At 75.3% G+C, this 23,780-nt stretch carries 25 protein-coding genes; 12 read left to right on the top strand and 13 right to left on the bottom strand.

Features of this window, described 5'->3' with window-relative positions:
* Window positions 1–41: 41 nt before the first annotated feature.
* On the bottom strand, window positions 42–1,106 hold the full coding sequence (gene rlmB, locus ACQPYX_RS04070) for a 23S rRNA (guanosine(2251)-2'-O)-methyltransferase RlmB (RefSeq protein ID WP_433801646.1): 1,065 nt from the start codon (window positions 1,104–1,106) through the stop codon (window positions 42–44).
* A gap of 2 nt (window positions 1,107–1,108) precedes the next feature.
* Window positions 1,109–2,521 carry a cysteine--tRNA ligase gene (gene cysS, locus ACQPYX_RS04065; RefSeq protein ID WP_433801645.1) on the bottom strand — a complete coding sequence of 471 codons (1,413 nt, stop codon included), beginning with the start codon at window positions 2,519–2,521 and terminating at the stop codon, window positions 1,109–1,111.
* A 68-nt stretch (window positions 2,522–2,589) separates the two neighbouring features.
* Between cysS and ACQPYX_RS04060 the strand changes: the two genes are divergently transcribed.
* Entirely contained in the window at window positions 2,590–3,498 is a 909-nt protein-coding gene (locus ACQPYX_RS04060; RefSeq protein ID WP_433801644.1) for a TIGR03619 family F420-dependent LLM class oxidoreductase, read from the top strand.
* Here the strand turns inward: ACQPYX_RS04060 and ACQPYX_RS04055 are convergent.
* The 5 genes from ACQPYX_RS04055 to ACQPYX_RS04035 all read right to left on the bottom strand — a co-directional run bounded on the left by ACQPYX_RS04055 (window position 3,489) and on the right by ACQPYX_RS04035 (window position 7,537).
* Window positions 3,489–4,223 (bottom strand): ESX secretion-associated protein EspG, encoded by a 735-nt coding sequence (locus ACQPYX_RS04055; RefSeq protein WP_433801643.1) that lies wholly within the window; start codon window positions 4,221–4,223, stop codon window positions 3,489–3,491. The genes ACQPYX_RS04060 and ACQPYX_RS04055 overlap by 10 nt on opposite strands.
* A complete protein-coding gene (locus ACQPYX_RS04050; RefSeq protein WP_433801642.1) occupies window positions 4,220–5,653 on the bottom strand; it encodes a hypothetical protein in 1,434 nt (477 codons plus the stop codon). Before ACQPYX_RS04050 ends, ACQPYX_RS04055 begins: the two co-directional genes overlap by 4 nt.
* Before the next feature lie 241 nt (window positions 5,654–5,894).
* A complete protein-coding gene (ispF, locus tag ACQPYX_RS04045; RefSeq protein WP_433801641.1) occupies window positions 5,895–6,359 on the bottom strand; it encodes a 2-C-methyl-D-erythritol 2,4-cyclodiphosphate synthase in 465 nt (154 codons plus the stop codon).
* A gap of 34 nt (window positions 6,360–6,393) precedes the next feature.
* On the bottom strand, window positions 6,394–7,053 hold the full coding sequence (gene ispD / locus ACQPYX_RS04040) for a 2-C-methyl-D-erythritol 4-phosphate cytidylyltransferase (protein ID WP_433801640.1): 660 nt from the start codon (window positions 7,051–7,053) through the stop codon (window positions 6,394–6,396).
* Between the two features lies 1 nt (window position 7,054).
* Entirely contained in the window at window positions 7,055–7,537 is a 483-nt protein-coding gene (locus ACQPYX_RS04035) for a CarD family transcriptional regulator (protein ID WP_116707106.1), read from the bottom strand.
* Window positions 7,538–7,800: 263 nt separating this feature from the next.
* Here ACQPYX_RS04035 and ACQPYX_RS04030 point away from each other — a divergent pair, with 263 nt between their 5' ends.
* A complete protein-coding gene (locus tag ACQPYX_RS04030; RefSeq protein ID WP_433801639.1) occupies window positions 7,801–8,349 on the top strand; it encodes a hypothetical protein in 549 nt (182 codons plus the stop codon).
* 75 nt (window positions 8,350–8,424) lie between these two features.
* On the top strand, window positions 8,425–9,828 hold the full coding sequence (radA, locus tag ACQPYX_RS04025) for a DNA repair protein RadA (RefSeq protein ID WP_433801638.1): 1,404 nt from the start codon (window positions 8,425–8,427) through the stop codon (window positions 9,826–9,828).
* On the opposite strand, the gene ACQPYX_RS04020 is transcribed toward radA, so the two are convergent.
* Complete coding sequence (locus ACQPYX_RS04020) at window positions 9,812–10,627, bottom strand: hypothetical protein (RefSeq protein ID WP_433801637.1); 816 nt, start codon at window positions 10,625–10,627, stop codon at window positions 9,812–9,814. The two genes, radA and ACQPYX_RS04020, sit on opposite strands and share 17 nt — an antisense overlap.
* A 111-nt stretch (window positions 10,628–10,738) precedes the next feature.
* On the opposite strand from ACQPYX_RS04020, the gene ACQPYX_RS04015 reads away from it, so the two are divergent.
* The 3 genes from ACQPYX_RS04015 (at window position 10,739) to ACQPYX_RS04005 (ending at window position 12,777) form a co-directional block, all read left to right on the top strand.
* A complete protein-coding gene (locus ACQPYX_RS04015; protein ID WP_433801636.1) occupies window positions 10,739–11,626 on the top strand; it encodes an A/G-specific adenine glycosylase in 888 nt (295 codons plus the stop codon).
* A 9-nt stretch (window positions 11,627–11,635) separates the two neighbouring features.
* Window positions 11,636–11,956: an antibiotic biosynthesis monooxygenase family protein gene (locus tag ACQPYX_RS04010; RefSeq protein WP_433801635.1), complete on the top strand. Its 321-nt coding sequence runs from the start codon at window positions 11,636–11,638 to the stop codon at window positions 11,954–11,956.
* Window positions 11,957–12,024: 68 nt separating this feature from the next.
* Window positions 12,025–12,777, top strand: coding sequence for an SIR2 family NAD-dependent protein deacylase (locus ACQPYX_RS04005; RefSeq protein WP_433801634.1), 753 nt, complete (start codon window positions 12,025–12,027; stop codon window positions 12,775–12,777).
* An 80-nt stretch (window positions 12,778–12,857) separates the two neighbouring features.
* Here the strand turns inward: ACQPYX_RS04005 and ACQPYX_RS04000 are convergent, their stop codons facing one another.
* Window positions 12,858–13,934, bottom strand: coding sequence for a DNA glycosylase AlkZ-like family protein (locus ACQPYX_RS04000; RefSeq protein ID WP_433801633.1), 1,077 nt, complete (start codon window positions 13,932–13,934; stop codon window positions 12,858–12,860).
* 59 nt (window positions 13,935–13,993) lie between these two features.
* Here ACQPYX_RS04000 and ACQPYX_RS03995 point away from each other — a divergent pair, with 59 nt between their 5' ends.
* The 3 genes from ACQPYX_RS03995 to ACQPYX_RS03985 all read left to right on the top strand — a co-directional run bounded on the left by ACQPYX_RS03995 (window position 13,994) and on the right by ACQPYX_RS03985 (window position 16,921).
* A complete protein-coding gene (locus ACQPYX_RS03995; protein WP_433801632.1) occupies window positions 13,994–15,019 on the top strand; it encodes a YihY/virulence factor BrkB family protein in 1,026 nt (341 codons plus the stop codon).
* A gap of 34 nt (window positions 15,020–15,053) precedes the next feature.
* Window positions 15,054–16,031, top strand: coding sequence for a helix-turn-helix transcriptional regulator (locus tag ACQPYX_RS03990; protein WP_433801631.1), 978 nt, complete (start codon window positions 15,054–15,056; stop codon window positions 16,029–16,031).
* A 92-nt stretch (window positions 16,032–16,123) separates the two neighbouring features.
* Complete coding sequence (locus ACQPYX_RS03985) at window positions 16,124–16,921, top strand: DedA family protein (protein WP_433801630.1); 798 nt, start codon at window positions 16,124–16,126, stop codon at window positions 16,919–16,921.
* 3 nt (window positions 16,922–16,924) lie between these two features.
* Here ACQPYX_RS03985 and ACQPYX_RS03980 read toward each other — a convergent pair whose 3' ends face one another.
* The 3 genes from ACQPYX_RS03980 to ACQPYX_RS03970 form a co-directional block, all read right to left on the bottom strand.
* On the bottom strand, window positions 16,925–17,347 hold the full coding sequence (locus ACQPYX_RS03980; RefSeq protein WP_433801629.1) for a limonene-1,2-epoxide hydrolase family protein: 423 nt from the start codon (window positions 17,345–17,347) through the stop codon (window positions 16,925–16,927).
* Window positions 17,348–17,438: 91 nt separating this feature from the next.
* Window positions 17,439–19,979 (bottom strand): ATP-dependent Clp protease ATP-binding subunit, encoded by a 2,541-nt coding sequence (locus tag ACQPYX_RS03975; RefSeq protein WP_026204656.1) that lies wholly within the window; start codon window positions 19,977–19,979, stop codon window positions 17,439–17,441.
* Between the two features lie 314 nt (window positions 19,980–20,293).
* Entirely contained in the window at window positions 20,294–21,025 is a 732-nt protein-coding gene (locus ACQPYX_RS03970) for a maleylpyruvate isomerase N-terminal domain-containing protein (RefSeq protein ID WP_433801628.1), read from the bottom strand.
* 66 nt (window positions 21,026–21,091) lie between these two features.
* On the opposite strand from ACQPYX_RS03970, the gene ACQPYX_RS03965 reads away from it, so the two are divergent.
* Window positions 21,092–21,877: an ArsR/SmtB family transcription factor gene (locus ACQPYX_RS03965; protein WP_433801627.1), complete on the top strand. Its 786-nt coding sequence runs from the start codon at window positions 21,092–21,094 to the stop codon at window positions 21,875–21,877.
* Between the two features lie 69 nt (window positions 21,878–21,946).
* Here the strand turns inward: ACQPYX_RS03965 and ACQPYX_RS03960 are convergent, their stop codons facing one another.
* The gene (locus ACQPYX_RS03960) at window positions 21,947–22,621 is read right to left on the bottom strand and encodes a DUF4386 domain-containing protein (protein ID WP_433801626.1); all 675 of its coding nucleotides are present in this window, start codon (window positions 22,619–22,621) and stop codon (window positions 21,947–21,949) included.
* 82 nt (window positions 22,622–22,703) lie between these two features.
* Here ACQPYX_RS03960 and ACQPYX_RS03955 point away from each other — a divergent pair, with 82 nt between their 5' ends.
* Entirely contained in the window at window positions 22,704–23,165 is a 462-nt protein-coding gene (locus ACQPYX_RS03955; RefSeq protein ID WP_433801625.1) for a MarR family winged helix-turn-helix transcriptional regulator, read from the top strand.
* Window positions 23,162–23,779 carry a type 1 glutamine amidotransferase gene (locus ACQPYX_RS03950; RefSeq protein ID WP_433801624.1) on the top strand — a complete coding sequence of 206 codons (618 nt, stop codon included), beginning with the start codon at window positions 23,162–23,164 and terminating at the stop codon, window positions 23,777–23,779. Before ACQPYX_RS03955 ends, ACQPYX_RS03950 begins: the two co-directional genes overlap by 4 nt.
* Window position 23,780 lies beyond the last annotated feature (1 nt).

Genomic DNA, 23,780 nt, shown 5'->3' with positions numbered 1-23,780 from the left:
GCTTCTATGTGCGCGACAGTGCCGTTCGCTCGGATCGGCGACTAGGCCGAACGACGACGCCGCGCGACCTCGGCCAGCGCCACCCCCGCCGCGACCGAGGCGTTGAGCGACTCGACCTCGCCCGCCATCGGGATCGCGACGGTGCCGGTGCAGGTCTCCCGCACGAGCCGCGACAGCCCCTTGCCCTCCGACCCGACGACGAGCACCAGCGGGCCGCGGGCGGCGTCCGGGCCGGCGATCGCGTCGAGGTCGTCGATCGTCGCCGACACCTCGCCGTCGAGCCCGACCGTCACGAACCCGTCGTCGTTCCAGGCCCCCAGCGTGCGCGAGAGGTTGGTCGCCCGCCCGATCGGCATGCGCGCCGCCGCGCCCGCGGAGGTCCGCCAGGCCACCGGCGTCACGCCGACCGACCGCCGCAGCGGCAGCAGCACGCCGTGCGCGCCGAACGCGGCGGCGGAGCGGATCACGGCGCCGAGGTTGCGGGGGTCGGTGACCCCGTCGAGCGCCACCAGCAGCGGCTCGGTCCGCGCGAGGTGGGCGGCCTGCCGGGCCTCCTCGAGCAGGTCGTCGGGGTGCAGGTACTCGAAGGCGGGCACCGAGAGTGCAAGCCCCTGGTGCACCGAGCCGTCGGCCAGGCGCTCGACGTCCGCGCGCGGCACTTCGAGCACGCTGATCCCGCGGTCGCCCGCGGTGCGCAGCGCCTCGCGGACACGGTCGTCGATGTCGATGCCCTGCGCCACGTGCAGCGCCGTCGCCGGGATTCCGGCGCGCAGGCTCTCGACCACCGGGTTGCGCCCCACCACCACCTGCGGGCCGTCCGGCGCCTCCCGTTCCCGACGACGGTTCGGGCCGGCCTGGGAGGTCGTGCCGCGCGGGCCGCTCGTGCGTGGCGCCGACCCGGTCGGTCGGCGGGCTGCTGCGCCCTGTCCCGACTTCCCGGTCTTGCCGCCGCCCTCGTAGGCCTTGTGGTTGGGCCGGTTCTCGGCCTTCGGGGTGGGCCCCTTGCCCTCGAGCCCCTTGGCGCGGTTGCCGCCGGAGCCCTTCGTCGGGCCCTTCTTCGTGCCGGGGTTGCGCCGCGCACCGGGGCGGCGCGAGTTTCCTGCCATCGCTACTGCTCGTCGTCCTTCAGGGTCCAGACCGGTCCGTCGGGGGTGTCCTCGATCCCGACGCCGGCCGCGGTCAGTTGGTCGCGGATCGCGTCGGCCCGCGCGAAGTCGCGGTTCGTGCGGGCGGCGGTGCGCTGCGCGAGGAGGTCCTCGACGAGCGCGCCGAGCGCGGAGCGGGCGGTGGTACCACCCGCAGCGTCGGCACCGGCCCAGTGCGGGTCCAGCGGGTCGAGGCCGAGCACGCCGGTCATCTCGCGCACCGCCGTCGCGGCCGTGCGGGCGCCCGCGTGGTCGCCGTCGGCGAGGGCGGTGTTGCCCGCCCGCACCTGCTCGTGCACCGCGGCGAGCGCGGCCGGCGTGCCGAGGTCGTCGTCCATCGCCGCGGCGAACGCACCGATGTCCGCCCCGCTCGCCGGCACCGGGCCGACCCGTTCGGCCACGCGCTGCACGAACGTCTCGATCCGACGATAGGCCGACGCCGCCTCCGCCAGGGCGGCCTCCGAGTACTCCACGGTCGAGCGGTAGTGCGGCGCCACCAGGTAGTAGCGCAGCTCCACCGCACGGACCCGCTCGAGCACCGCGGGGATCGTCAGGGTGTTGCCCAGCGACTTCGACATCTTCGCCCCGGCCATCGTCACCCAGGCGTTGTGCAGCCAGAAGTTCGCGAAGCCGTCGCCGGCGGCGTTCGACTGGGCCCGCTCGTTCTCGTGGTGCGGGAACACCAGGTCCAGCCCGCCGCCGTGGATGTCGAACGACGGCCCGAGGTACCGGGTCGCCATGGCCGAGCACTCCAGGTGCCAGCCCGGACGACCGCGGCCCCACGGCGTCGGCCACGACGGCTCGCCGGGCTTCGCGGCCTTCCACAGCGTGAAGTCGCGCGGGTCGTGCTTGCCGCGCGAGGCCTGCTCACCCTGCTCCACCTCGTCGGGCTTCTGCCCCGAGAGCGAGCCGTAGGTGGGCCAGCTCCCGACGTCGAAGTAGACGTCCCCCGACCCGTTGTCGCACGGGTAGGCGTGCCCCGCGTCGATCAGCCGGGAGATCAGCTCGATCATCTCGGTGACGTGCCCGGTGGCCCGCGGCTCGACCGACGGCGGCAGGCAGCCCAGCGCCTCGAACGCGGCCGTGAAGGCCCGCTCGTGGGTCGCCGCCCACTCCCACCAGGGACGACCCGCCTCGGCCGCCTTCGTGAGGATCTTGTCGTCGATGTCGGTGACGTTGCGCACGAGGCTGACGTCGAGCCCCTGGTGCAGCAGCCACCGGCGCAGGACGTCGAAGTTCACACTGGACCGGACGTGCCCGACGTGCGGTACTCCCTGCACGGTCGCCCCACACACGTAGATCGACGCCCGGCCCTCGTGCTGCGGGTGGAACTCCCGCAGCGCGCGTGCAGCGGTGTCGTACAGGTGCAGGCTCACCACGCGGATCCTACGGACCGCAGGTCACGGCCCGTGGGGGCCCCTGCGACCGTGGCAGGGTCCAGCCCGTGGATCTCGGACTCTCCCTGCCCCAGTTCGGCGCCGCCGCGGACGGCGCCGCGTCCCTCGGCCGGTTCGCGGCCGCCGCGGAGGCCGCCGGCGCGGCGTCGCTGTGGGTCGGCGACCGGCTGCTCGCCGCCCGCCATCCCAGCGTCGGCTACGGCGGCACCGACACCGTCCCCGCGGAGTTCGAGCGTGCCCTCGACCCGTTCGCCGTCCTCGCCGCCGCCGCGGTCACGACGACGAGCGCCCGGCTCGGCTCGAGCGTGCTGGTCGCGCCGCTCTACGCCCCCGCCGTCCTCGCGCGCTCCCTCTCGACGATCGCCGCGCTCTCCGGCGGTCGCCTGGTCGCCGGGCTCGGCATCGGCTGGTCGCCCGAGGAGTACACCGCGGCCGGCGTCGGGTTCGACCACCGAGGCGCCCGGCTCGACGAGCTGCTCGACACCCTCGACGTGCTCTGGTCCGACACCGACCGCGACGTTCAGGGGCGGTTCTGGACCACCCCGTCGTCGCTGGTCGAGACCCCCTCGCCCCGCGTCCCGATCCACGTCTCGGCGTTCAGCGCCCCCGCGTTGCGCCGCGTCGGACGCCGGGCCGACGGTTGGCTCCCCGTCGTCGCGCTGCGCTCCCCCGCCGTCCCCGCCGCGGAGAAGGCCCTCGACGGCCTCGCGACGATGCGCGCCACGATCGACGAGGCCGCCGCGGCCGCGGGACGCCGACCCGAGGACGTCGAGACCGTGCTGCGCGTCAACCTCACCGCCGACGTCGGGCGCGACGAGCTCGCCGACGCGGTCGGCGTACTCGCCGCGCGGACGGGCATCCGGCAGATGTTCCTCGACCCCATGTACCGCGACACCACCGCCGAGGAGCGCCTCGCGACCTTCACCCACGTCCACGACGCCCTCGCTCAGACCTGACGCGCCAGCTCGCGCGCCACGAGGACCCGGTCGGCCGGACGCACCCGCACCGTGTCGCCGTCGCGCTCGACGAGCGTGCGCCCCTCCGCGGCGTCGACCACGGTGAGCGGCCCGACGCGTCGGCGGGACACCCGTGCCCCGAGCTGCAGGCGGCGCCGGGGCGGCTCGGCCCGCAGGGCCGCGATCCGCTTCTTGACGGCGGGTGGGAGCCGGTGGGTGGGTGCGCCGGCGAAGAGCACGTCGGCGGGCACGGTCAGGGCGGTGCCGCGCGGTCGTTCCTCCGGCGCGCGGGTGAGGACGAGGCGGGCGAGGGCCTCGACGAGCCCCGCCGCGTCCGCCGCGGGCGGGCGCGAGGCGAGGTCGACGGTCCACGCGTGGTCGGGCGCGGTCTCGACGAGGACGGTCAGTTCGCCCGCCACGGCCGCGAACCAGCCGTGGAGGTCGGGATCCCAGCAGCGGAGGTCGACGTCGACCTCCGGCCGGGCGATCACCCGGAAGGCGTCGGCGAGGTCGGCGACGGGCACGGGCGCGCCGTCGGCACCCGTCCGCGCGAGGCCCCGGCCGCGCAGCCCGCACAGCGCGGCGTGGTCGGCGGCGTCGCGCGCGGAGAGGGTGGCGCCGTGGTCGGGGACGTCGAGCAGCGGCGGCCGGTCGCCCAGGTGCAGGTGGCGCCAGGTGGCGACGACCGCGTCCCGCTCCAGGTGGAGCCGCCGGGCCGGCATCATCCGCCGATCACCGGTGGGGCGACGCGGGGCAGGTCGCCGGCCAGCGCGTCGGGATCGTCCTCGACCAGGTAGGGCGCCCGGGGCAGCCGCTGCTCGGCCTGCGCCGCTCCCCCGACCCCGCCGATCGGCGCGAAGGGAACGCCCGAGGTGGCGTTGGCCGTGGTGGGTCGGGGACCGAGGGCCGGCTCGAGCACCGATGCCGTGCGAACCGGTTCGGGCGATCGACCGAGGGGCGGTTCCGGGAGCGCGGGCCGGGTCCCCGCGACGGCGCCGCCGGGCCCTGTGCCCGGCGCGCCGCCGGTGCCCGACGCGCCGGCGGTGCCCGGCGCGCCGCCGGCGCCGACGGACGCGCCGGTGGAACCGGTGCCGGCGGAACCGGTTGCGGCGCCCGTCGGCCCGAAGCCGGTGGGGGTGGGGCTGCCGAGGCCGGTCGGCCCGGGGCGGGGGCCGCCGGTCGGCCCGGCGGTCCCGGCGCCGGCCGATCCCCCGACCAGACCGCCGGTCCCGGGGCCGGCCGCGCCCGTTCCGGTGCCGGCGGGCCCGCCCGTTCCGGTGCCGGCAGCACCTGTTCCGCTGCCGACCGCCCCGCCCGGACCGGTCCCGGCCGCTCGGCCGGACGGGGCGGCGTCGGCCGCACCGGTGTTGCCGGCACCGGTTCCGCCGGCCGGTCCGGGGCCCCGGGGTGTGCTCGGCACGCCGGACGGCGGCGGTGGGCTCAACGCTCCGGGCGAACCTCCCGCGCTCGGCGGTGGTGACACCCCCGGTGAGCCGGGACCGGGTGGCGCCGACGTCCCCGACACGGCTCCGCCGCCCGGAGAAGGCACGGCACCGGCGGCCCCACCCGCAGGTCCCCCACCACTCGGCGCGGCGCCGGGCGAGCCCGCGCCGGCGCCGTTCACGAGCTGCACCCGGGGCGCGCCCTGCTGCGACGGCGAGGAGAACTGCGGCAGCCCGGATGCCCGGAGCGAGCTGAACTCCTGGTAGCGCCCCATCGCGGCCCGGGCTCGTCGTTCGGCGTCGAGCGAGGCGTGCTCGGCGGTGTCGACGTCGAGTGCGGCGAGCGCGCCCACGCCCTCCCACGTCTGCAGCGTCACGGGCGGTCGCGGCACGGGCGGGCCCACGGCTCCGCGGGTGGCGGCGAGTGCACGGTTCTGTTCGTGCGAGGCGGAGCCGACGGCGTCGCTGAAGGTCCGGACCTCGGTCGCCCACGGCCCCATCGGCCCGACCGCCGCGCCTGCCGCCTGCGCTGCCGGTCCCGTCCGGGTGGCCGCGATCCCCGACGTCGCCCGCTCCACCGACCCGGCCACGTCCCGCAACCGGCCCGCGAGCGAGTTCCACGCACCCCCCGCGTCGGTGAACCCGCCGCCCCGGCCCTGCAGCTGCGCGTGGATGTCCGCGTGCGACCGCGTCTCCCAGTTCACGTCGAACACGCCCGCCTCCCCTCGCCGGGATCAGGCAAGCACGCACGTCCGACCCGTGGGTGCGGTTCCGGGAAAGTGCCTCGCGAGAGGGACACCAGGCAGCTCACGAGCCACGCAGAGCTGCGCCATGCCACTCTCGCGACGAGGGCCGCCGCGGCTCCCGCGGCGGGCCGACCCGAGGTGCACACCAGGCAGCCCGCGGCGCCGCAGGACCTGCCCCACGTCACACTCGCGATGGCCGCGGACGAGCTCAGCGCGGCAGCAGCAACGCCGTCGCCACGGCAGCGAGCCCCTCGCCGCGCCCGGTCAGGCCGAGCCCGTCGGAGGTCGTGCCGGACACCGACACCGGCCCGCCGACCGCCTCGGAGAGGACCTGCTCCGCCTCCCGACGACGGGTGCCGATCTTCGGGCGGTTGCCGATGACCTGGACCGCGGCGTTGCCGAGGACCCACCCGTCGTCGTGGACGAGCCGACGCACCTCGCCGAGGAGCCGGACCCCGGATGCACCCGCCCACTCGGGGCGTCCGGTGCCGAAGACCGCGCCGACGTCGCCGAGGCCGGCGGCCGAGAGGAGAGCGTCACACAGGGCGTGCGCGGCGACGTCGCCGTCGGAGTGCCCGGCACAGCCGGCCTCGCCCTCCCACAGCAGACCGGCCACCCAGCAGGGTGCGTCCGCCGTCAGCGGATGCACGTCGGTCCCGATGCCGACCCTCACGGCACGAGCTCCGCCGCGGTCCGTCTCGCGTCCCTCACAGTGCGCGCACCAACGCCTCCGCCATCGCCAGGTCCAACGGGGTCGTGATCTTGAACGCCCGCGGATCACCCGGAACGGTGACGACCTCGCCGCCGATGGCCTCCACGAGCCCCGCGTCGTCGGTCGCGCGGTGGTCGCCGGCCGCGGCGTGCGCCCGGCGCAGGACGTCGACGTCGAAACCCTGCGGGGTCTGCACGGCGAGCAGCCCGGTGCGGTCGACGAGTTCGACCCGTCCACCGTCCACGGCGCGGCGCACGGTGTCCGCCACCGGGATCGCCGGCACCACGGCCGCGTGACCTGCGCGAACGGCTGCGACCACCGCCGAGACGACGCCCGCCGGGCACAGGCATCGCGCCGCGTCGTGCACCAGCACGACGTCGGCGCCGGGTACCTCGGCCAGGCCGAGCGCGACGGACGCGACGCGGTCGTGTCCACCGGGCACGACCCGACCCGCCGTCGGGACCGCCTTCGCCATCTCCTCGAGATGCTCGGGCGGGGCGACGACGATCACCTCGTCGACGACCCCCGAACCGAGCAGCCCGTCGACGGCGCGTGTGACCATCGCGACCCCGGCGACCTCGACGAGGGCCTTGGGCCGCCCGGCTCCGAGACGTTCCCCGGAGCCGGCCGCCGGGACGACGGCCGCGACCTCCACGTCAGGAGGCGAGTACCTGGTCCAGCAGGGACTCGGCGGCCACCTCGTCGGTGCCCTCGGCGAGCGCGAGCTCGCTCACGAGGATCTGCCGCGCCTTGGCGAGCATGCGCTTCTCGCCGGCGGACAGGCCGCGGTCCTTCTCCCGGCGCCACAGGTCGCGGACGACCTCGGCCACCTTGTTGACGTCACCCGACGCGAGCTTCTCGAGGTTCGCCTTGTACCGGCGCGACCAGTTGGTCGGCTCCTCGGTGTGCGGGGCCCGCAACACCTCGAACACCCGGTCCAGACCCTCCTGCCCGACGACGTCACGGACACCGACGATCTCGGCGTTGTCCGCGGGGACCCGGACCGTGAGGTCGCCCTGGGCAACCTTCAGGACGAGGTACTTCTTCTCCTCGCCCTTGATCGTCCGGGTCTCGATCGCCTCGATGAGAGCGGCACCGTGGTGCGGGTAGACGACGGTCTCGCCGACCTTGAAAACCATGTGTCCTCTAGCCCCTTTCGCTGCCTCCAGGTTAACACGACCGCGACGTGCCGTCGGAGGGGGATTGCGCCGTCTTCGCAGGTCAGGGGGTTGACAAGTGACGCGGCACCGTGCTTCCCGAGGTCGGGAGGGTCATCGGGGGGCGTGACGGTGCCCGTCGGGCGCGCCCGCGGACCCGGCCGGGGGCTAGGGTGCACCCGAATCCGACCGGCCACCCGCGCGCGGGTGGAGCCGGCAGTGTCCACCGAGGAGGACCACGCGCCATGACCCGCCGACCGACGGGACGTCCGCGGACCGCGTTGCTCGCCGCCACGCTGCTGGGCGCGGCCGCACTCGTCCTGTCGGGCTGCAGCGCCGGTGCCGTGACCCAGACCGACACGACGATCTCGTCGGTCGTCGGCACCGAGGGCTCCGTCGGCCAGGTCCTGCTCCGCAACGTCACGCTCGACCCGGGCCCGAACCCGGTCGTGCCGGCCGGGTCCTCGGTCGTGCTCCGCGGCGCGATCATCAACCAGGCGCTGCAGGACGACCAGCTGCTCTCGGTGACCACCCCGTACTCGGGTCCGGCGCGCGCCGAGGGGTTCACGACGATCCTCGGCAACTCGACGACCTCGATGGTCGGCGCGGAGCCCGGCCCGGTCGGGCCGCCCTCCCCGACGAACCCGACCGCCACGATGCGCATCACGCTGCCGCAGGTGGCGCAGGTGCTGCACGAGGGCCCGACCTACCCGATCACCTTCACCTTCGCGCGCGCCGGGACGATCACGCTGCCGGTGTTCGTCAACACCACCATCCCGGTCCCCGCGAGCTGACCCGCCCGACGCCGGGTCGTCCCCGGCCAAGCGCGCGGGCGTGACTGTCGGGGGGTCGTCCTACCCTCCGGCACCGTGAGCACGAAGTCCCGTCCCCGCCCCTTCGAGTGCACCGCCTGCGGCTACACCGCGGCCAAGTGGCTCGGCCGCTGCCCGGGCTGCGGCGGCTGGGGGACGATCGAGGAGGGCCTGCCGCCCGCGGCGGCGGTCGGCGCTCCCGGCGGGGCCCCGAAGGCGGCGGCCCGCCCGACGAGCCCGGTGCGCGCCATCGGCGAGGTCGGGCTCGAGTCGGTGACGTCGCGTCCCACCGGCGTCGGCGAGCTCGACCGGGTGCTCGGCGGCGGCCTCGTGCCCGGGGCGGTCGTGCTGCTGGCCGGGGAGCCCGGTGTCGGGAAGTCGACGCTGCTGCTCGAGGTCGCGGCCCGGCGGGCCCGCTCCGGGGGCACCGTCCTCTACGTCACGGGGGAGGAGTCCGCGGGCCAGGTCCGGCTGCGGGCGGAGCGGACGAACGCCGTGGTGCCGCACCTGTTCCTGTCCGCGACGGCGGACCTGGAGGAGGTCGCCGCGCACGTCGAGGCGGTCGACCCCGGACTGCTCGTGGTCGACTCGGTGCAGACCGTGGGGTCCGCCGACGTGGAGGGCACCGCCGGCGGGGTGTCGCAGGTCCGGGCGGTGACGTCGGCCCTGGTCGCCCTGGCCAAGCAGCGGGACCTCCCGGTGGTGCTGATCGGTCACGTGACGAAGGACGGCGCCGTGGCCGGTCCGCGCACGCTGGAGCACCTCGTCGACGTGGTGCTGAGCTTCGAGGGCGAGCGGCACTCCACGCTGCGCATGGTCCGCGGCCTGAAGAACCGCTTCGGCCCGTCCGACGAGGTCGGGTGCTTCGAGATGTTCGACGGCGGGATCACCGAGGTCACCGACCCGACCGGGCTGTTCGTCGGCACGATGACCGGCGGCGTGCCCGGGCAGGCGGTCACGGTGACGATGGAGGGCAAGCGGCCGCTCATGGCCGAGGTGCAGGGGCTGGTCACGGCGGTCGGCAAGGACGCCCCGGCGCGGCGCACGGTGTCCGATCTGGAGTCGTCGCGCGTGCTCAAGATCCTCGCGGTGCTGCAGCAGCACGGGAGTCTGTCGCTGTCGCAGATGGACGTCTTCGCCGCGACCGTCGGGGGCATGAAGCTGCGCGAACCGGCGGCCGACCTCGCGATCGCGCTGGCCGTCGCCTCGGCGGCGCGGCGGACGCCGCTGCCCTACGGCGTCGTCGTCCTCGGCGAGGTGGGGCTCACCGGGGAGGTCCGGCGGGTCACCGCGACCGACCGGCGCCTGGCGGAGGCGGCCCGGCTGGGGATCCGGGAGGCGATCGTGCCGTTCGGTCCCGGCACCACCGCGCCGGCTGGGATGACGCTCACGGAGGTGGACGACCTCAAGGGGGCGCTCACCGCCGTCGGACTGGCGGGAGGGGCTACGAGGCGATCGTGAACGAGGCGGGGTCGCTGATCGTGCCGTCGAGGCGTGTCAGCAGCTGGTAGGTGCCGGCCGGCACGGCCTCGCGACCCGAGGGGCACCCCGGGGCCGAGGTCCGGCCGGCCCAGCGCACCGAGAACACCTGCTCCTGGCCGGGCGCGAGCGTGCGGACGTCCGGGTCGCCGCCGGGCGCGCAGTCGTCGCTGCCCCACAGCCCGTCGCCCGGCTTGATCACCACGGCCATCGCGGTGCGGGCGGGCCCCAGGTCGCGGGTGCAGGGCTCCTTGCCGGTGTTCGTGACGACGAGGCTGAACAGCGGGCGCTCCGCGGCCGTGTAGCGCTGCTTGTCGGTGCGGGCGGCGACCGTCAGCGCGGAGTCCGCGCACGGCTCGAGAGCTCTCGGCGCGGGGCTCGCGGGCGGCGCGGCGGCGCCGGGAGCGGCCGGCGTGGGGATCCCGACGGGCGGCTGCTGCGGGCCGGTCGACCCGGCACCGAGCAGTGGCGGCGTCGCGCCGCCCGGCGCGGCGGTGGTGGACACCGGCGCGGCGGGCACCGGACCGGCCGGGGCGGCGCCGGCCGGCGGCACGGCACCCGGCGGCACGGCGAGCGCACCGCGGGAGGCGACCGGGGTCGGCGGCGCGGTGGAGCCCGCGGGGGCCGGTGCCGGCGCGGCGACGTCGTCGCTGCCGTCCGCGGAGGCCGCGGCACTGACCGCCCAGATCAGGAAGGCCAGGACGAGGACGGCCGCGATCGCGGCGACGGCCCGCCGTCGCCAGTACACCGACGGCGGGAGCGGTCCCACCGGCTCCAGCATGGGAGGCACGGTAGGAGCGGGCCTCCCGCGCACGACCGCCCCGCGCCGGGCCGCGCGGCGAACTCACCCCGTCGAGGCACGCCGTCGACCGGGCGACAAGGATCGGAGCCGATGCCCGCTCTCGCCGACCGCCTGCTGCCCTGGTTCGCCGCGAACGCCCGCGACCTCCCGTGGCGCGCCCCGGACGTCACCGGCTGGGGCGTGCTGGTCAGCGAGATCATGCTCCAGCAGACCCCGGTCGCCCGCGTCGACCCGATCTGGCGGGAGTGGATGGCCCGCTGGCCCCGGCCCTCCGACCTCGCGGCGGCGCCCACCGCGGACGTGCTGCGGGCGTGGGGGAAGCTCGGCTACCCCCGGCGCGCGCTGCGGCTGCAGGCGGCCGCGGCCGCCATCGCGGCGGAGCACGACGACGTGGTGCCGAGCGAGGTCGAGGTGCTGCTCGCCCTGCCGGGGATCGGGACCTACACCGCCCGCGCGGTCGCCGCGTTCGCCTACGGACGTCGCTGCCCGGTGGTCGACACGAACGTGCGCCGCGTGGTGGCCCGGGCGGTGCACGGCCGGGCCGAGGCCGGGGACGCGGCCACGCGGGACCTGGCCGACACCGAGGCGCTGCTGCCCGACGACGAGGCCGACGCCGCCCGCACGTCGGCCGCGCTGATGGAGCTCGGGGCCTGCATCTGCGTGGCCCGCGGGCCGCGGTGCGCCGACTGCCCGGTGCTCGACCTCTGCGCCTGGCAGCAGGCGGGACGGCCCGCGTGGGACGGGCCCGTGAGGAAGGGGCAGCGGTGGGCGGGGACCGACCGCCAGGTCCGCGGCCGGCTGCTCGACGTCCTGCGCGGCGCCACCGGCCCGGTGGACGCCGCGGCCCTCGAGGCGGCGTGGGTCTCCGACCCGGCCCAGCGCGCCCGGTGTCTCGACTCGCTGCTCGTCGACGGTCTCGTCGAGCAGCTCGCGGACGGCCGGTTCGCGCTGCCCGGCGAGTTCGACGGGTCGTCGTAGGCTGGGGACATGGCCGTCGTGAAGATCAATGCCATCACCGTGCCGCCGGAACGGCGCGAGCAGATGGAGGAGCGGTTCGCCGGCAACCGGGGCTCGATGGACGGGACGCCGGGCTATCTCGGCTTCGAACTGTTGCGCCCGACCTCCGGGGACGACCGGTACTTCGTCATCACCCGCTGGGAGTCCGACGAGGCCTTCCGGGCCTGGCGGAGCGGCTCCACGCCCGACGCGGCCCACGCCCAGGAGCGACGCGACCCGACGGCGACGGGTGCCGACCTGCTCGAGTTCGAGGTCGTCCTCGGCTCCGACGGCCACGGCGGCCACCACTGACCCAGCTCGACGAGGCCGCGGACCTCCTCCGCGGCGCCTCGGCCCTGGTCGTCGCCGCGGGCGCGGGCATGGGCGTCGACTCCGGGCTGCCGGACTTCCGGGGCCCCGAGGGGTTCTGGCGCGCCTACCCGCCCTACCGCGGGCTCGGTCTGCGCTTCGAGGAGCTGGCCGACCCCGAGCACTTCGACGACGACCCCGAGCTCGCCTGGGGCTTCTACGGGCACCGGCTCGCGCTCTATCGCGCGACGGTGCCGCACGACGGCTTCGGCGTCCTGCTGGGCTGGTCGCGGCGTCTGCCGACGCACGTGTTCACCTCGAACGTCGACGGCGCCTTCCAGGCCGCGGGCTTTCCCGACGACGCCGTGGTCGAGTGCCACGGCGCGATCGGCACGCTGCAGTGCTCCCGACCGTGCTCCGCGGCGACCTGGCCGGCCGACGACGTCGAGGTCGTCGTCGACGAGGCCACCATGCGCGCCCGGGAACCGCTCCCCCCGTGTCCGCGCTGCGGGGCCGTGGCCCGGCCGAACATCCTCATGTTCGGGGACGGCTCGTGGGTGCCCGGCACCCACGCCGAGCGGATGGCCGGGCACCGCGCGTGGCTGCGGCGCCACACCGACGTCGCGGTGATCGAGCTCGGCGCCGGGACCGCGGTGCCGACCGTGCGGCGGCACGCGGAGCTGGCGTCGGCCGCGTCCGGTCGGCTGGTGCGGGTCAACGTGCGCGAGCCGGAGGTCCGGCACGGTCGTGGCGTCGGCCTCGCCGCCGGCGCCCGCGACACCCTCCTCGCGCTCGACGAGTTGCTCGCCGACGCCTGGTCCTGACGCCCCGAGTGGCACACGGCGCAGGTCCGGGCGCCCCGGAACCTGCCCTGCGTGCCACTCGCGCTACGGGACGGTCGCGCTCAGGCCACCGTCACCGCCCGCAGCCGCAGCCCCCGGGCCGCCGCCACCCGCTGCGCCTCGTCGTCGAGCGGCCCCGGCGGGAGCTCCTCGAACGCCGTGACCTCCAGCGTGAGCGCCCCGCCCGACGCGCGCGGCCGCCACGTCCCGAGCACCTCGGTGCCCACGAGCACCGCGCCCGGCTGCCCGAGGGCGGGCCAGAGCGCCCGGCGCCGCTGCGGGTCGGGCACCAGCAGCGCGCGGTCGCGGGCGGAGAGCAACGGGTCGAAGGCCGGCAGCAACCGCAGCCCGGGGGGCGACGGCGGGTCCGCCAGCACCTCGAGCCGGTGACGGACCACCCACGCGCGCCGCCCCTCGACCCGCACCGCCGCGAGGTCCGCGACGTCCACGGCGGGGCGCAGCGCACCGGCGGAGGTGCCGATCCAGGCGGCGAGGTCCGCGGTGGTCACCGGCCCGAACACGTGGACGGCCGCCGTGACGAGGCCCGCCACGTCCGCCGGGTCCCCCGGACCCACCGGACGGCGCCACCCGCCGTCGGGCGGGAGCGCCCGCAGGACCCGGCCGCCGTCCAGCGTCAGCCCGGCGGGCAGGGCGCCGAGGCGCAGCAGCTGGTCGTACACGTGCCACACCCCGCACGAGGGGCAGTCGCGCTGCAGCGCGCGGGGCAGCTCCCGGCTGACGACCGTCGACAGCTCGCCCTTGGTCATCGGGCCGTCCACCGTCGCCGCCAGGACCTCGGCGACCCGGTCGATCGCGGCGAGGGCCCCGAACGCGGCGTTCTGCTCCGCGGTCCAGATCAGCCGGCTCGCGGCGTCGGCGTCGGAGAGCGGCCGGAGCGCGCGCGCCCACCGTGCGAGGTCCGCGGGGTGGTGCCGGTGCGGCGCCGCGCGGTGGGTCCACGCGAGCAGGCCGTCGGGCGGCGGGTCGTCGGGCAGGCGCGCCGCCAGGGCCACCGCGACCGACGACTCCCGGTGCTGCACCCCGAGGTCGAGCAGCACCGCGGCGTCCAGCGCCGACCGGCGGGCGAGCCCCTGCGCGGCGACCCGGAACGCGATGGCCTGCTCCCGCGTCACGTCCATCGCGCCACTGTGCCGGGTCGTGCCTGACACCTGCTGTCAGGTCGGGCCAGAATGGCGCGGTGAGCTCCGTGCGCGCCGTGCCCGAGACCACGGACATGCACGGCGAGGACCTCTCCGCCGACGACGCGTGGCACACCGCGCGGCGCATCGGGCTGGTGACGCTGCTGCGCACGTCCTTCCTGCGCTTCCGCTACGGCGACGGGTTCAGCCACGCCCGCGCGTTCGCGCTGCAGCTCGCCCTCGCCACGGTGCCGCTGATCATCGCCGGGAGCGGTCTGGCGACGGCGATCGGCGCGGAGTCGGTGGCCCAGGTGGTGGCGCGGACGGTGGTCGCGGTGTCGCCGGGCACGGGCGACCAGCTCCTCGCCGACGTCGTCGCCCGGGGCGCGGAAGCACCGGTCGTCGGGAACGACGATGACGACGACGGGCCGGGCGAGAACCTGGGCGAGCTGGCGGTCGCGTTCGGACTGGTGACGGCCTTCGTCGCGATGACCAGCGCCTTCGCCCAGCTGGAGCGCGGGGCGAACCGCGTGTACGGCGTCGAGCGGGACCGGCCGGCGCTGCGGAAGTACTCGCGCGCAGCTCTGCTGACGGCGACGGCGGGGGCCGCACTCGGGGTGGGCCTCGTCCTGATCGTGGCGGGCGGACCGTTCGGCGACGCCATCGAGGAGGTCTACCGCTGGGGCGACGCGGCGGAGACGGTGTGGGACGTCGTGCGGTGGCCGATCGGGCTCGCGGCCCTCGTCGTCGCCGTGACCACGCTCTTCCGCTTCGCCCCGCGGCGCCGGCAGCCGGCGCTCTCGTGGCTCGCGCTCGGGGCGGGGCTGACGGTCGCGGCGTGGCTCGTCGCGTCGGGCGCGATCGCGCTCTACGTGTCGGTCTCCGGGGAGTTCTCGGCGACCTACGGTCCGCTCGCCGGGATCATGGTGCTGCTGCTCTGGGCCTTCGTCACCGGCGTCGCACTGCTCGCCGGGATCGCGGTGTCCGCGCAGCTGGAGGCCGTGCGCGCGGGCGTGACCGACCCGCTGCTCGTCGACGCCGACGACGACGGGGTCCCCGACGAGCGAGCCGTGACGGGTAGCTGACATGCCCTGTCAGCTCATGGGGTAGGACTGACGCGTGCGCGCCAGTCGGTTGCTCTCCGTGCTGCTCCTCCTGCAGACACGTGGCCGGATGACGGCGCGCGAGCTCGCCGACGAGCTCGAGGTCTCCATCCGCACGATCTACCGCGACATGGACTCGCTGGCGGAGTCCGGGGTGCCGGTCTACGCGGACCGCGGCCCCGACGGCGGGTACTCGCTGCTGGAGGGCTGGACCACCCGGCTGACCGGCCTGTCGGCCGAGGAGGCCGACTCGCTCGCCCTCGCCGGCATGCCGACGGCCGCCGCGGAGCTCGGCCTCGGCCGGGTCCTCGCGGCGGCGCAGCTCAAGGTCCACGCCGCCCTGCCCGACGAGCTCGCCGAACGTTCCCGGCGCATCGCCGAGCGCTTCCACCTCGACGCACCCGGCTGGTTCCGCGAGGCCGACCAGGTGCCGACCCTGACCGGCATCGCCGACGCGGTCTGGAACCAACGCGTGGTGCGGGTCCGGTACCGGCGATGGGGCGACGAGGAGGTCGACCGCGACCTCGAGCCGCTGGGCGTCGTCCTCAAGGCCGGGGTCTGGTACCTCGTGGCGCAGCCGGCGGGCGGCGGCGCACCGCGCACCTACCGGGTGGCACGCATGCTGACCTTCGAGACGCTCGACACGCACTTCGACCGGCCCGACGACTTCGACCTCTTCCACTACTGGACCGCCGCGGCCGAGTCGCTCACCGCCGCGCTCTACCAGGCCGAGGCCGCGGTGCGGCTGTCGCCGTACGCGGTGGACCTGGCGCCGCTCGTGCTGCGGCCGCACACCGCGCGGGCCCTCGCGGAGCGGACCTGGCCGACCGACGACGACGGCTGGACCTGCGCGGTGATCCCGATGGAGTCGATCGCCGCCACCCGGTCCGAGCTCCTCGCACTCGGCGCCGAGGTGGAGGTCGTGTCCCCGTCGACGCTGCGCGAGCAGATGGTCGAGGCGGCGAAGGGGCTGGCGGCGCTCTACTCGGTCTGAGCCGAGGACGATCACGACACACGCGCACGAAACGCCCGTCGGCTACCGTCGACGGCGACGGCGGACGGGCCGCCGGGGGAACGAGGGTCGACGTGTCCGAACGGGACGAGGCGCCCGCCGCGCCGGACACCGCCTCCGGCGAGGACACCGGGCCGGCGCCCCGACGGTCGCGCTGGCGCCGCGAGTACTCCCCCGAGGAGATCGAGGCCGCGAAGGCGCAGTGGCGCGACATGCGGCCGTGGGAGAGCCCGATGCCGCGGGCCGACAAGATCCTGCTGGGCTGCCTCGTGGGGGCTCTCGTCCTCGGCCTGGCCACCCTGCCGATCCGGCCGTTCCTCCTCGCCTCGCACCCGACCCTGCTGGCCGCCGTCACCGGCAGCTCCTCGGCGATCGGCGCCGGGTCCGCGTTCGCCCGGATCGGGCAGGCGGACCTGTGGCTCGTGATCGTCGCGGGCATCGTCGGGAAGGCGAAGTTCGACTGGCTCTGGTGGTGGGCCGGCCGCCGGTGGGGCGCCAAGGGCGTGAAGCTCTTCGTGCCGACCGACCGGGCCCAGCGCTTCGTCGAGCGGGTGCGGTCGTGGCCGATGTGGGCGATGTTCCTGCTGGTCGTCGCCGCGGCCCTGCCCGGGATCCCGTCGGTGCTGGTCTACCTGCTCGCCGGCCTGGCCGGACTGTCCCTCGTCGGGTTCCTGCTCGCCAGCATCGTCGGCGCGGGCATCATGACCGGCCTGGTCGCGGGCCTGGGCTACACGCTGGGGCAGTCCGCGGTCGACGTGGTGCTCCTGGTCGACCGGTACGCCCTGTGGATCACCCTCTCGATCGCCGTCCTCATCGCGTTCCAGGCCGGGCGGGCGCAGAACAAGAAGCAGCGGGCCGCCACGAAGAGCTGAGGGTCAGCGCCGGCGCAGGGCCGCCCACGCCCCGCGGGCGACGCCGGTGACGGCGGCGCGGGTGAGGTCGGCCCAGTCGAAGTAGTCGCGCCAGAGCGTGATGCGGCCGTCCCGGACCTCGAAGGTGCCGCACACCCAGAAGGCGATCCGGACGCGACCCGCGATCGCCACGTCCGTGCGCTCGGTCAGCACGGTCGACCCGTTCGCCGCGAGCCGGTGGGTGTGGATCTCGAACCCGGTGAGCGGGCGCGCCATCGAGCCGAGGACGCGCATCGTCGCGTCGCGTCCACGGGCCGGCGGCAGGGAGACGTTCTGGTAGACGACGTCGGGGGCGAGCAGCGCCTCCACCGCGTCGACGTCGAGGCGGGCGAGGGCGGCGAGGAAGGTCTCGACGACCTCCGACGCGGTGCTCGTGGGAGCGGTCATGTCGATCCTGTGCCCACGAGGCCGGACACACGAACGCCCCGGCCACCACGAGGGTGACCGGGGCGTGCCGTGCGGGGGGACGACTCCCGGACTACTCCGAGGCGGTCGCGACCTCGGGGGTGTCCGGCACCGGGGTCGGCTTGGCCTCGCCCCGGAACGTGAACTTGGCCGACTCCGGAGCGGGCTTGGTGACGCCCTTGTCGTCGAGCTCGGGGGTCCAGCCCTCGACGTCGACGAGCACGATCTGGCCGGGCTCGATCTCCCCGAACAGGATCTTCTCCGAGAGCTGGTCCTCGATCTCGCGCTGGATCGTGCGACGCAGCGGACGGGCGCCGAGCACCGGGTCGAAGCCGCGCTGCGCGAGCAGCTTCTTCGCGGCGTCGGTGAGCTCGATCGACATGTCCTTGTTCTGCAGCTGCTTCTCGGTGCGACCGATCATCAGGTCGACCATCTGCACGATCTCGTTCTCGCGCAGCTGGTGGAACACGACGATGTCGTCGATGCGGTTGAGGAACTCGGGACGGAAGTGCTTCTTCAGCTCGTCCGTGACCTTGTTCTTCATGCGCTCGTAGTTCGACGACGTGTCCGCCCCGGACTGGAAGCCCAGGCCCACGGCCTTCGAGATGTCCTGCGTGCCGAGGTTCGACGTGAACACGATGACCGTGTTCTTGAAGTCGACGACGCGACCCTGACCGTCGGTCAGGCGGCCGTCCTCGAGCACCTGCAGGAGGGTGTTGTAGACCTCCGAGTGGGCCTTCTCGATCTCGTCGAAGAGGACCACCGAGAACGGCTTGCGGCGCACCTTCTCGGTGAGCTGGCCGCCCTCCTCGTAGCCGACGTACCCGGGAGGGGCACCGAAGAGCCGCGAGGCGGTGTAGCGGTCGTGGAACTCGCCCATGTCGATCTGGACGAGCGCGTCGTCGTCCCCGAACAGGAACTCGGCGAGCGCCTTGGTCAGCTCGGTCTTCCCGACGCCCGAGGGCCCCGCGAAGATGAACGACCCGGACGGACGCTTCGGGTCCTTGAGGCCGGCCCGCGTGCGGCGCATCGACTGGGAGACCGACCGGACGGCCTCCTCCTGACCGATGATCCGCTTGTGGAGCTCGTCCTCCATGCGGAGCAGACGGGTCGTCTCCTCCTCGGTGAGCTTGAAGACGGGGATGCCGGTCCAGTTGGCCAGCACCTCGGCGATCAGCTCGTCGTCCACCTCGGCGACGACGTCGAGGTCACCGGACTTCCACTGCTTCTCGCGCTCGGACTTCTGGCCGAGGAGCTGCTTCTCCTCGTCGCGCAGGCGCGCGGCCTTCTCGAAGTCCTGCGCGTCGATCGCCGACTCCTTCTCACGACGCACGTCGGAGATCTTCTCGTCGAACTCGCGCAGGTCCGGCGGCGCGGTCATGCGGCGGATGCGCATGCGGGCGCCGGCCTCGTCGATCAGGTCGATCGCCTTGTCCGGGAGGAACCGGTCGTTGATGTAGCGGTCGGCCAGGGTGGCCGCCGCGACCAGCGCCGGGTCGGTGATCGAGACACGGTGGTGCGCCTCGTAGCGGTCCCGCAGGCCCTTGAGGATCTCGATGGAGTGGGCCACCGAGGGCTCCCCCACCTGGATCGGCTGGAAGCGGCGCTCGAGCGCGGCGTCCTTCTCGACGTGCTTGCGGTACTCGTCGAGCGTCGTCGCACCGATGGTCTGCAGCTCGCCGCGGGCCAGCATCGGCTTGAGGATCGAGGCGGCGTCGATCGCGCCCTCGGCGGCGCCGGCACCCACGAGGGTGTGGAGCTCGTCGATGAACAGGATGATGTCGCCGCGGGTGCGGATCTCCTTGAGGACCTTCTTCAGGCGCTCCTCGAAGTCACCGCGGTAGCGCGAGCCCGCCACGAGCGACCCGAGGTCGAGCGTGTAGAGCTGCTTGTCCTTCAGCGTCTCGGGGACCTCGCCCTTGACGATGGCCTGCCCGAGGCCCTCGACGACGGCGGTCTTGCCGACGCCGGGCTCGCCGATGAGGACCGGGTTGTTCTTGGTCCTCCGGGAGAGGACCTGCATGACCCGCTCGATCTCCTTCTCCCGGCCGATGACCGGGTCCAGCTTGCCCTCGCGGGCGGACTGGGTGAGGTTGCGACCGAACTGGTCGAGCACGAGCGACGACGACGGCGTGCCCTCGCCGCGCTGGCCGCCGGACTCCGCGGGCTCCTTGCCCTGGTAGCCGGACAGCAGCTGCAGCACCTGCTGGCGCACGCGGTTGAGGTCCGCGCCGAGCTTGACGAGGACCTGGGCGGCGACGCCCTCGCCCTCACGGATCAGCCCGAGCAGGATGTGCTCGGTGCCGATGTAGTTGTGGCCGAGCTGCAGCGCCTCGCGCAGCGACAGCTCCAGCACCTTCTTGGCGCGCGGGGTGAACGGGATGTGCCCCGAGGGGGCCTGCTGACCCTGGCCGATGATCTCCTCGACCTGCTGGCGCACGCCCTCCAGGGCGATGCCCAGCGACTCGAGGGCCTTGGCGGCGACGCCCTCGCCCTCGTGGATCAGCCCGAGCAGGATGTGCTCGGTCCCGATGTAGTTGTGGTTGAGCATCCGGGCCTCTTCTTGGGCCAGGACGACCACCCGCCTCGCGCGGTCGGTGAACCTCTCGAACATTCGTCACTCCTGACTGCTGCGCCGGCGGACACCCGCGCACTCCCCCGTCGTCTGCGACGACGGGCCCGCGGACCCTGGCTGATGCTCACACCGTGACCGAGCACCGTACGACCATCCTAGTCGCCGGGACCGACACCACCCGGTGTCGGCGGTTGCCGCACCGTGACGCCAGCCACGTCGATCACGGATGACCGATTCTGCTCGCACGACCGCCAGCGGCGACCGTGCTCGGTCCAACGATGCCCGTTGCACCGCTGTTCCGGCTAGGCGTTCGCTACCGGAGAAACACCGGATCGAGGGACCGCGGTCGGGTTTCAGTAACCCGCGAGCAGATGCTGCACGCGAAACAGGGTTCCCGACGGCAGGTGGCTGACGCCCGGCTCCACGGGTCGCCGGCCCCAGAGCGTGAGCAGGCGGGCGCCGGCGCCCAGCTCGAGCCCGACCGGCACCGACTCGCCGCCCTCCGGACGTCGCAACCGCGCACCCGCCGTCGTCGTGACCTCCAGGACCACGTCGTCCGCTCCCGGGCTGCGCAGGGCGACCCGCAGCGGACCGCCGGGGTCGGCCGCCGCCCCCGCCCGCGGCAGGATCGCCCCGAGCTCGGCGAGGGCGTGGTCGGTCAGGTCCGGGTCGGCGAGCAGGTGCTCGTCGCCGTCGAGATCCCAGCGGTGCAGGGCGAACTCGCTGCGCAGGTGCGTCCGGAAGGCGGAGGCGGCCATCCGCCGACCGGTCCACGGGATCGCGGCGTCCGGCTCGGCCTCCAGCACCGACCGGAGCGCGGCGTGCATGCGGTTCTCCTCGTCGACGACGGCCTCGAGCAGGTCGGCGAAGGGCAGCGCGCGGTAGGGCTCCTCCCGCTCGGCGAACGACCGCGTGGCCGGGACCGGGTCCCCGGCGAGGTGGGGTTCGAGGTGGCGGACCACCTCGGCGCAGGTCGCGGCCTGGTGGGCGGCCACCTCGTGGGTGGTCCACCCCGGGCAGGCGGACACCGCGCGGGGTCCGACGGCACGGCAGGCGTCGAGGAAGGCGTCGCGTTCTCGGCTCACGGTCGCCGACCCTCGCCCCGGGACGCTTCGGTCCCCGCCGAAGCGATCCGGTCCTACGGTCGCCGCATGACCGGGGACGCCGACCTGTCCGTCGTGGCCGCCGCGCTCGCCGACCGCGGGCGGGCCCGCATGGTCCTGGCGGTCACGGACGGCCGGGCCCTCCCCGCGTCCGCGCTCGCCGCCGAGGCCGGGGTCAGCGCCGCGACCGCGAGCACTCACCTCCGGCGCCTGGTGGAGGCCGGGGTACTCCGTGCGGAGCAGCACGGGCGCTTCCGCTACTTCCGTCTGGCGGGCCCGGAGGTCGCCGACCTCGTGGAGGCGCTCGGCCGCGTCTCGCCGCCGCAGCCCGTGCGCTCGCTCCGGGAGGGCACCCGCGCACACGCCCTGCGGCTCGCGCGCGCCTGCTACGACCACGTCGCCGGCCGGCTCGGCGTCGCCCTCACCGACGCCCTGCTCGACGCCGGGTACCTCGTCGGCGGTGACGGCACCGACTCCGGCCGCCGCGACGGCGACCGGCTGCCCGGCCTCGACGTCGTGGACTACGCCCTCACCCCCGCCGGACGGACCGCCCTCGTCGCGCTCGAGGTCCGCGTTCCCGACGCCGGGCCGGTGCCGGTCCGCTGCTGCGTCGACTGGACCGAGCAGCGCCACCACGTGGCCGGTCCGCTCGGCCGCGCTCTGTTCACGACGATGACCGACCGCGGCTGGGTCCGTCCCGCACGGCGGAGCCGAGCACTGACGGTCACCGACGCCGGCCGGGACGCCCTCGTCGGCACGCTCGGCCTCGTCTGGCCGCCCCCGCACGGGCCGAGCCGGGTCCCGGCTGAACGAACGGCACTCTCGCGCACATAGAGGCTGCGAGGGTGCCGCTCGTTCAGGTGGGGGTGCCGCCCACGGGCCCGGTGGCACCCGCGACGACGATCACGCGACGACCTCCGGCTCGGCCACCCGACGGCGGCTGACCGGCAGCACCGCGGAGAACCACACCAGCCAGACCAGGCCACCGAACCGCACGACGGGCAGCAGGTACTGCAGCGGAGGCACCGCCATCCCGACGACGGCCACCACCGCGACGGCCGCGAGCACCAGCCCGGCCCACGCGAGACCGCGCGGGACGAGGCCGGCCAGCAGGGTCGGCACCGAGCACCCGGCCAGGAGGAGCCCGACCATGACGACGAAGGCCGGCCCACCGAGCGCGAAGGACAGGCCGTTCAGGCCGGCGACGGCGGCCTCGCCGCCCGGGACGGCCGCGGCGACGGCCGCCCACTGCGCGGCGCCCGACATCACCAGCGCGGCCGCCGCGAGCAGTCCGCCGGCGAGGCCGAGGGTCGGCCCGGCGACCCGCAGGCCGAGCCGGTGCAGCCGGTGGTGGGCAGTGGCGACCCACACCGCGAACGGCGCCGCGGAGGCGAGGAGCGCGAGCGCCGAGAGCTGCGCGGACACCGGGTGGTCCCGCAGCAGCGCGAGGGTGCCGGCCGGGTCGGCGCCCGGGCGGGTCCCGGGGTGCAGCACCGCCGCGACGATCGTGAGGGCGGCCCAGGCGAGGGCGGGCGCGAGGAGCGGTGGCCCGCCGCGGCGGGCGTGGGGCGAGGACATGACAGACCTTTCGTCGTGGTAATCGTTACAAGTTGTCATCGTCTCTGCTGCGAACGGTTTGTCAAGGGCTATCGTTCTGTCCGTGGACCGTCCCTCCGGAGCCGCCTTCCTCCTCACCCAGCTCGGCACCCACGCCGCCCGGCGGTTCGGCGAGCGGGTGTCCGCCGTCGACCTGACCCCGCCGCAGGCCGGGCTCCTGCGCGCCGTCGCGCGGGACCCGGGCCGCAGCCAGCAAGTCCTCGCCGCACAGCTGGGCACGCCGGCGACCCGACTGGTCGCGCTCGTCGACGCCCTCGAGCGGCGCGGGGTGCTCGAGCGGCGGCGCAACCCCGACGACCGCCGGCTGTACGCGGTCCACCTCACCGACGCCGGAGAGCAGCTGGTGCGCGACCTCGGGCGCCTCGCCGCCGAGCACGAGGACGACCTGCTCGCCCCGCTCGACGCCGAGGAGCGCCGCACGCTCGCCACGCTGCTCGGCAGGGTCGCGGCCGCCGAGGGGCTCACTCCCGGCGTGCACCCGGGCTACCGCGACCTGCCGTCGTGACCCGCACGCTCGTCGTCGGCCACGACGCCGTCGCGGGTCTCGGGTGCCTCGACCTCGGCGCCGTCACGTGGTTCACCGCCCTCCCGGACGACGACGTGACGTTCCCCGACCCGACGCCCTACGACCGCGTCGTCGTACTCGGCGCGCCGTGGCCGCGCTCCGCGATGCCGTGGATCGAGCGCGAACGGGCCTTCCTGACGACGGCCCACGACGCCGGGGCCCACGTGCTCGGCATCTGCTTCGGCGCCCAGCTCGTCACCGAGGTGCTCGGCGGCTCGGTCCACGCCCTCGACCGGCCACGGATCGGCTGGTTCCCCGTCGACCCGCACGACGACCGCGTCGCACCCGGGCCCTGGTTCTCCTGGCACGCCGACCAGCTCGACCCGCCGGCGGGCAGCGAGGTCCTCGCGACGGACGACGACGGCGTCGCCGCCTTCCGCCACGGCCGCTGGGCCGGGGTGCAGTTCCATCCCGAGATGACCCCGGCCCTGCTCGAGCGCTGGTTCTCCCTGCCGGGAGCCGTTCCCGACGACGACCTGCGGGTCGCCACCGCGCGCCACGCGCCCGCAGCGGCCGCCGCCGTGCCGGGGCTGCTGGACGCGTTGCTCGGGTGAC

Origin of the sequence: Actinomycetospora sp. CA-084318 (assembly GCF_050955885.1) — a bacterium.
GTDB lineage: Bacteria > Actinomycetota > Actinomycetes > Mycobacteriales > Pseudonocardiaceae > Actinomycetospora.
This window is presented reverse-complemented; position numbering and strand designations above follow the sequence as displayed.

What these genes read in the sequence shown, in the direction of transcription:
- ACQPYX_RS03965 (WP_433801627.1), top strand. Translation starts at nt 21,092, where the DNA reads ATGACCGGGGACGCCGACCTGTCCGTCGTGGCCGCCGCGCTCGCCGAC.
- ACQPYX_RS04035 (WP_116707106.1), bottom strand. Translation starts at nt 7,537, where the DNA reads ATGGTTTTCAAGGTCGGCGAGACCGTCGTCTACCCGCACCACGGTGCC.
- ACQPYX_RS03980 (WP_433801629.1), bottom strand. Translation starts at nt 17,347, where the DNA reads ATGACCGCTCCCACGAGCACCGCGTCGGAGGTCGTCGAGACCTTCCTC.
- ACQPYX_RS03975 (WP_026204656.1), bottom strand. Translation starts at nt 19,979, where the DNA reads ATGTTCGAGAGGTTCACCGACCGCGCGAGGCGGGTGGTCGTCCTGGCC.
- ACQPYX_RS04015 (WP_433801636.1), top strand. Translation starts at nt 10,739, where the DNA reads ATGCCCGCTCTCGCCGACCGCCTGCTGCCCTGGTTCGCCGCGAACGCC.
- ACQPYX_RS04010 (WP_433801635.1), top strand. Translation starts at nt 11,636, where the DNA reads ATGGCCGTCGTGAAGATCAATGCCATCACCGTGCCGCCGGAACGGCGC.
- rlmB (WP_433801646.1), bottom strand. Translation starts at nt 1,106, where the DNA reads ATGGCAGGAAACTCGCGCCGCCCCGGTGCGCGGCGCAACCCCGGCACG.
- ACQPYX_RS04005 (WP_433801634.1), top strand. Translation starts at nt 12,025, where the DNA reads ATGGGCGTCGACTCCGGGCTGCCGGACTTCCGGGGCCCCGAGGGGTTC.
- ACQPYX_RS04055 (WP_433801643.1), bottom strand. Translation starts at nt 4,223, where the DNA reads ATGATGCCGGCCCGGCGGCTCCACCTGGAGCGGGACGCGGTCGTCGCC.
- ACQPYX_RS04030 (WP_433801639.1), top strand. Translation starts at nt 7,801, where the DNA reads ATGACCCGCCGACCGACGGGACGTCCGCGGACCGCGTTGCTCGCCGCC.
- ACQPYX_RS03960 (WP_433801626.1), bottom strand. Translation starts at nt 22,621, where the DNA reads ATGTCCTCGCCCCACGCCCGCCGCGGCGGGCCACCGCTCCTCGCGCCC.
- ACQPYX_RS04000 (WP_433801633.1), bottom strand. Translation starts at nt 13,934, where the DNA reads ATGGACGTGACGCGGGAGCAGGCCATCGCGTTCCGGGTCGCCGCGCAG.
- ACQPYX_RS04020 (WP_433801637.1), bottom strand. Translation starts at nt 10,627, where the DNA reads ATGCTGGAGCCGGTGGGACCGCTCCCGCCGTCGGTGTACTGGCGACGG.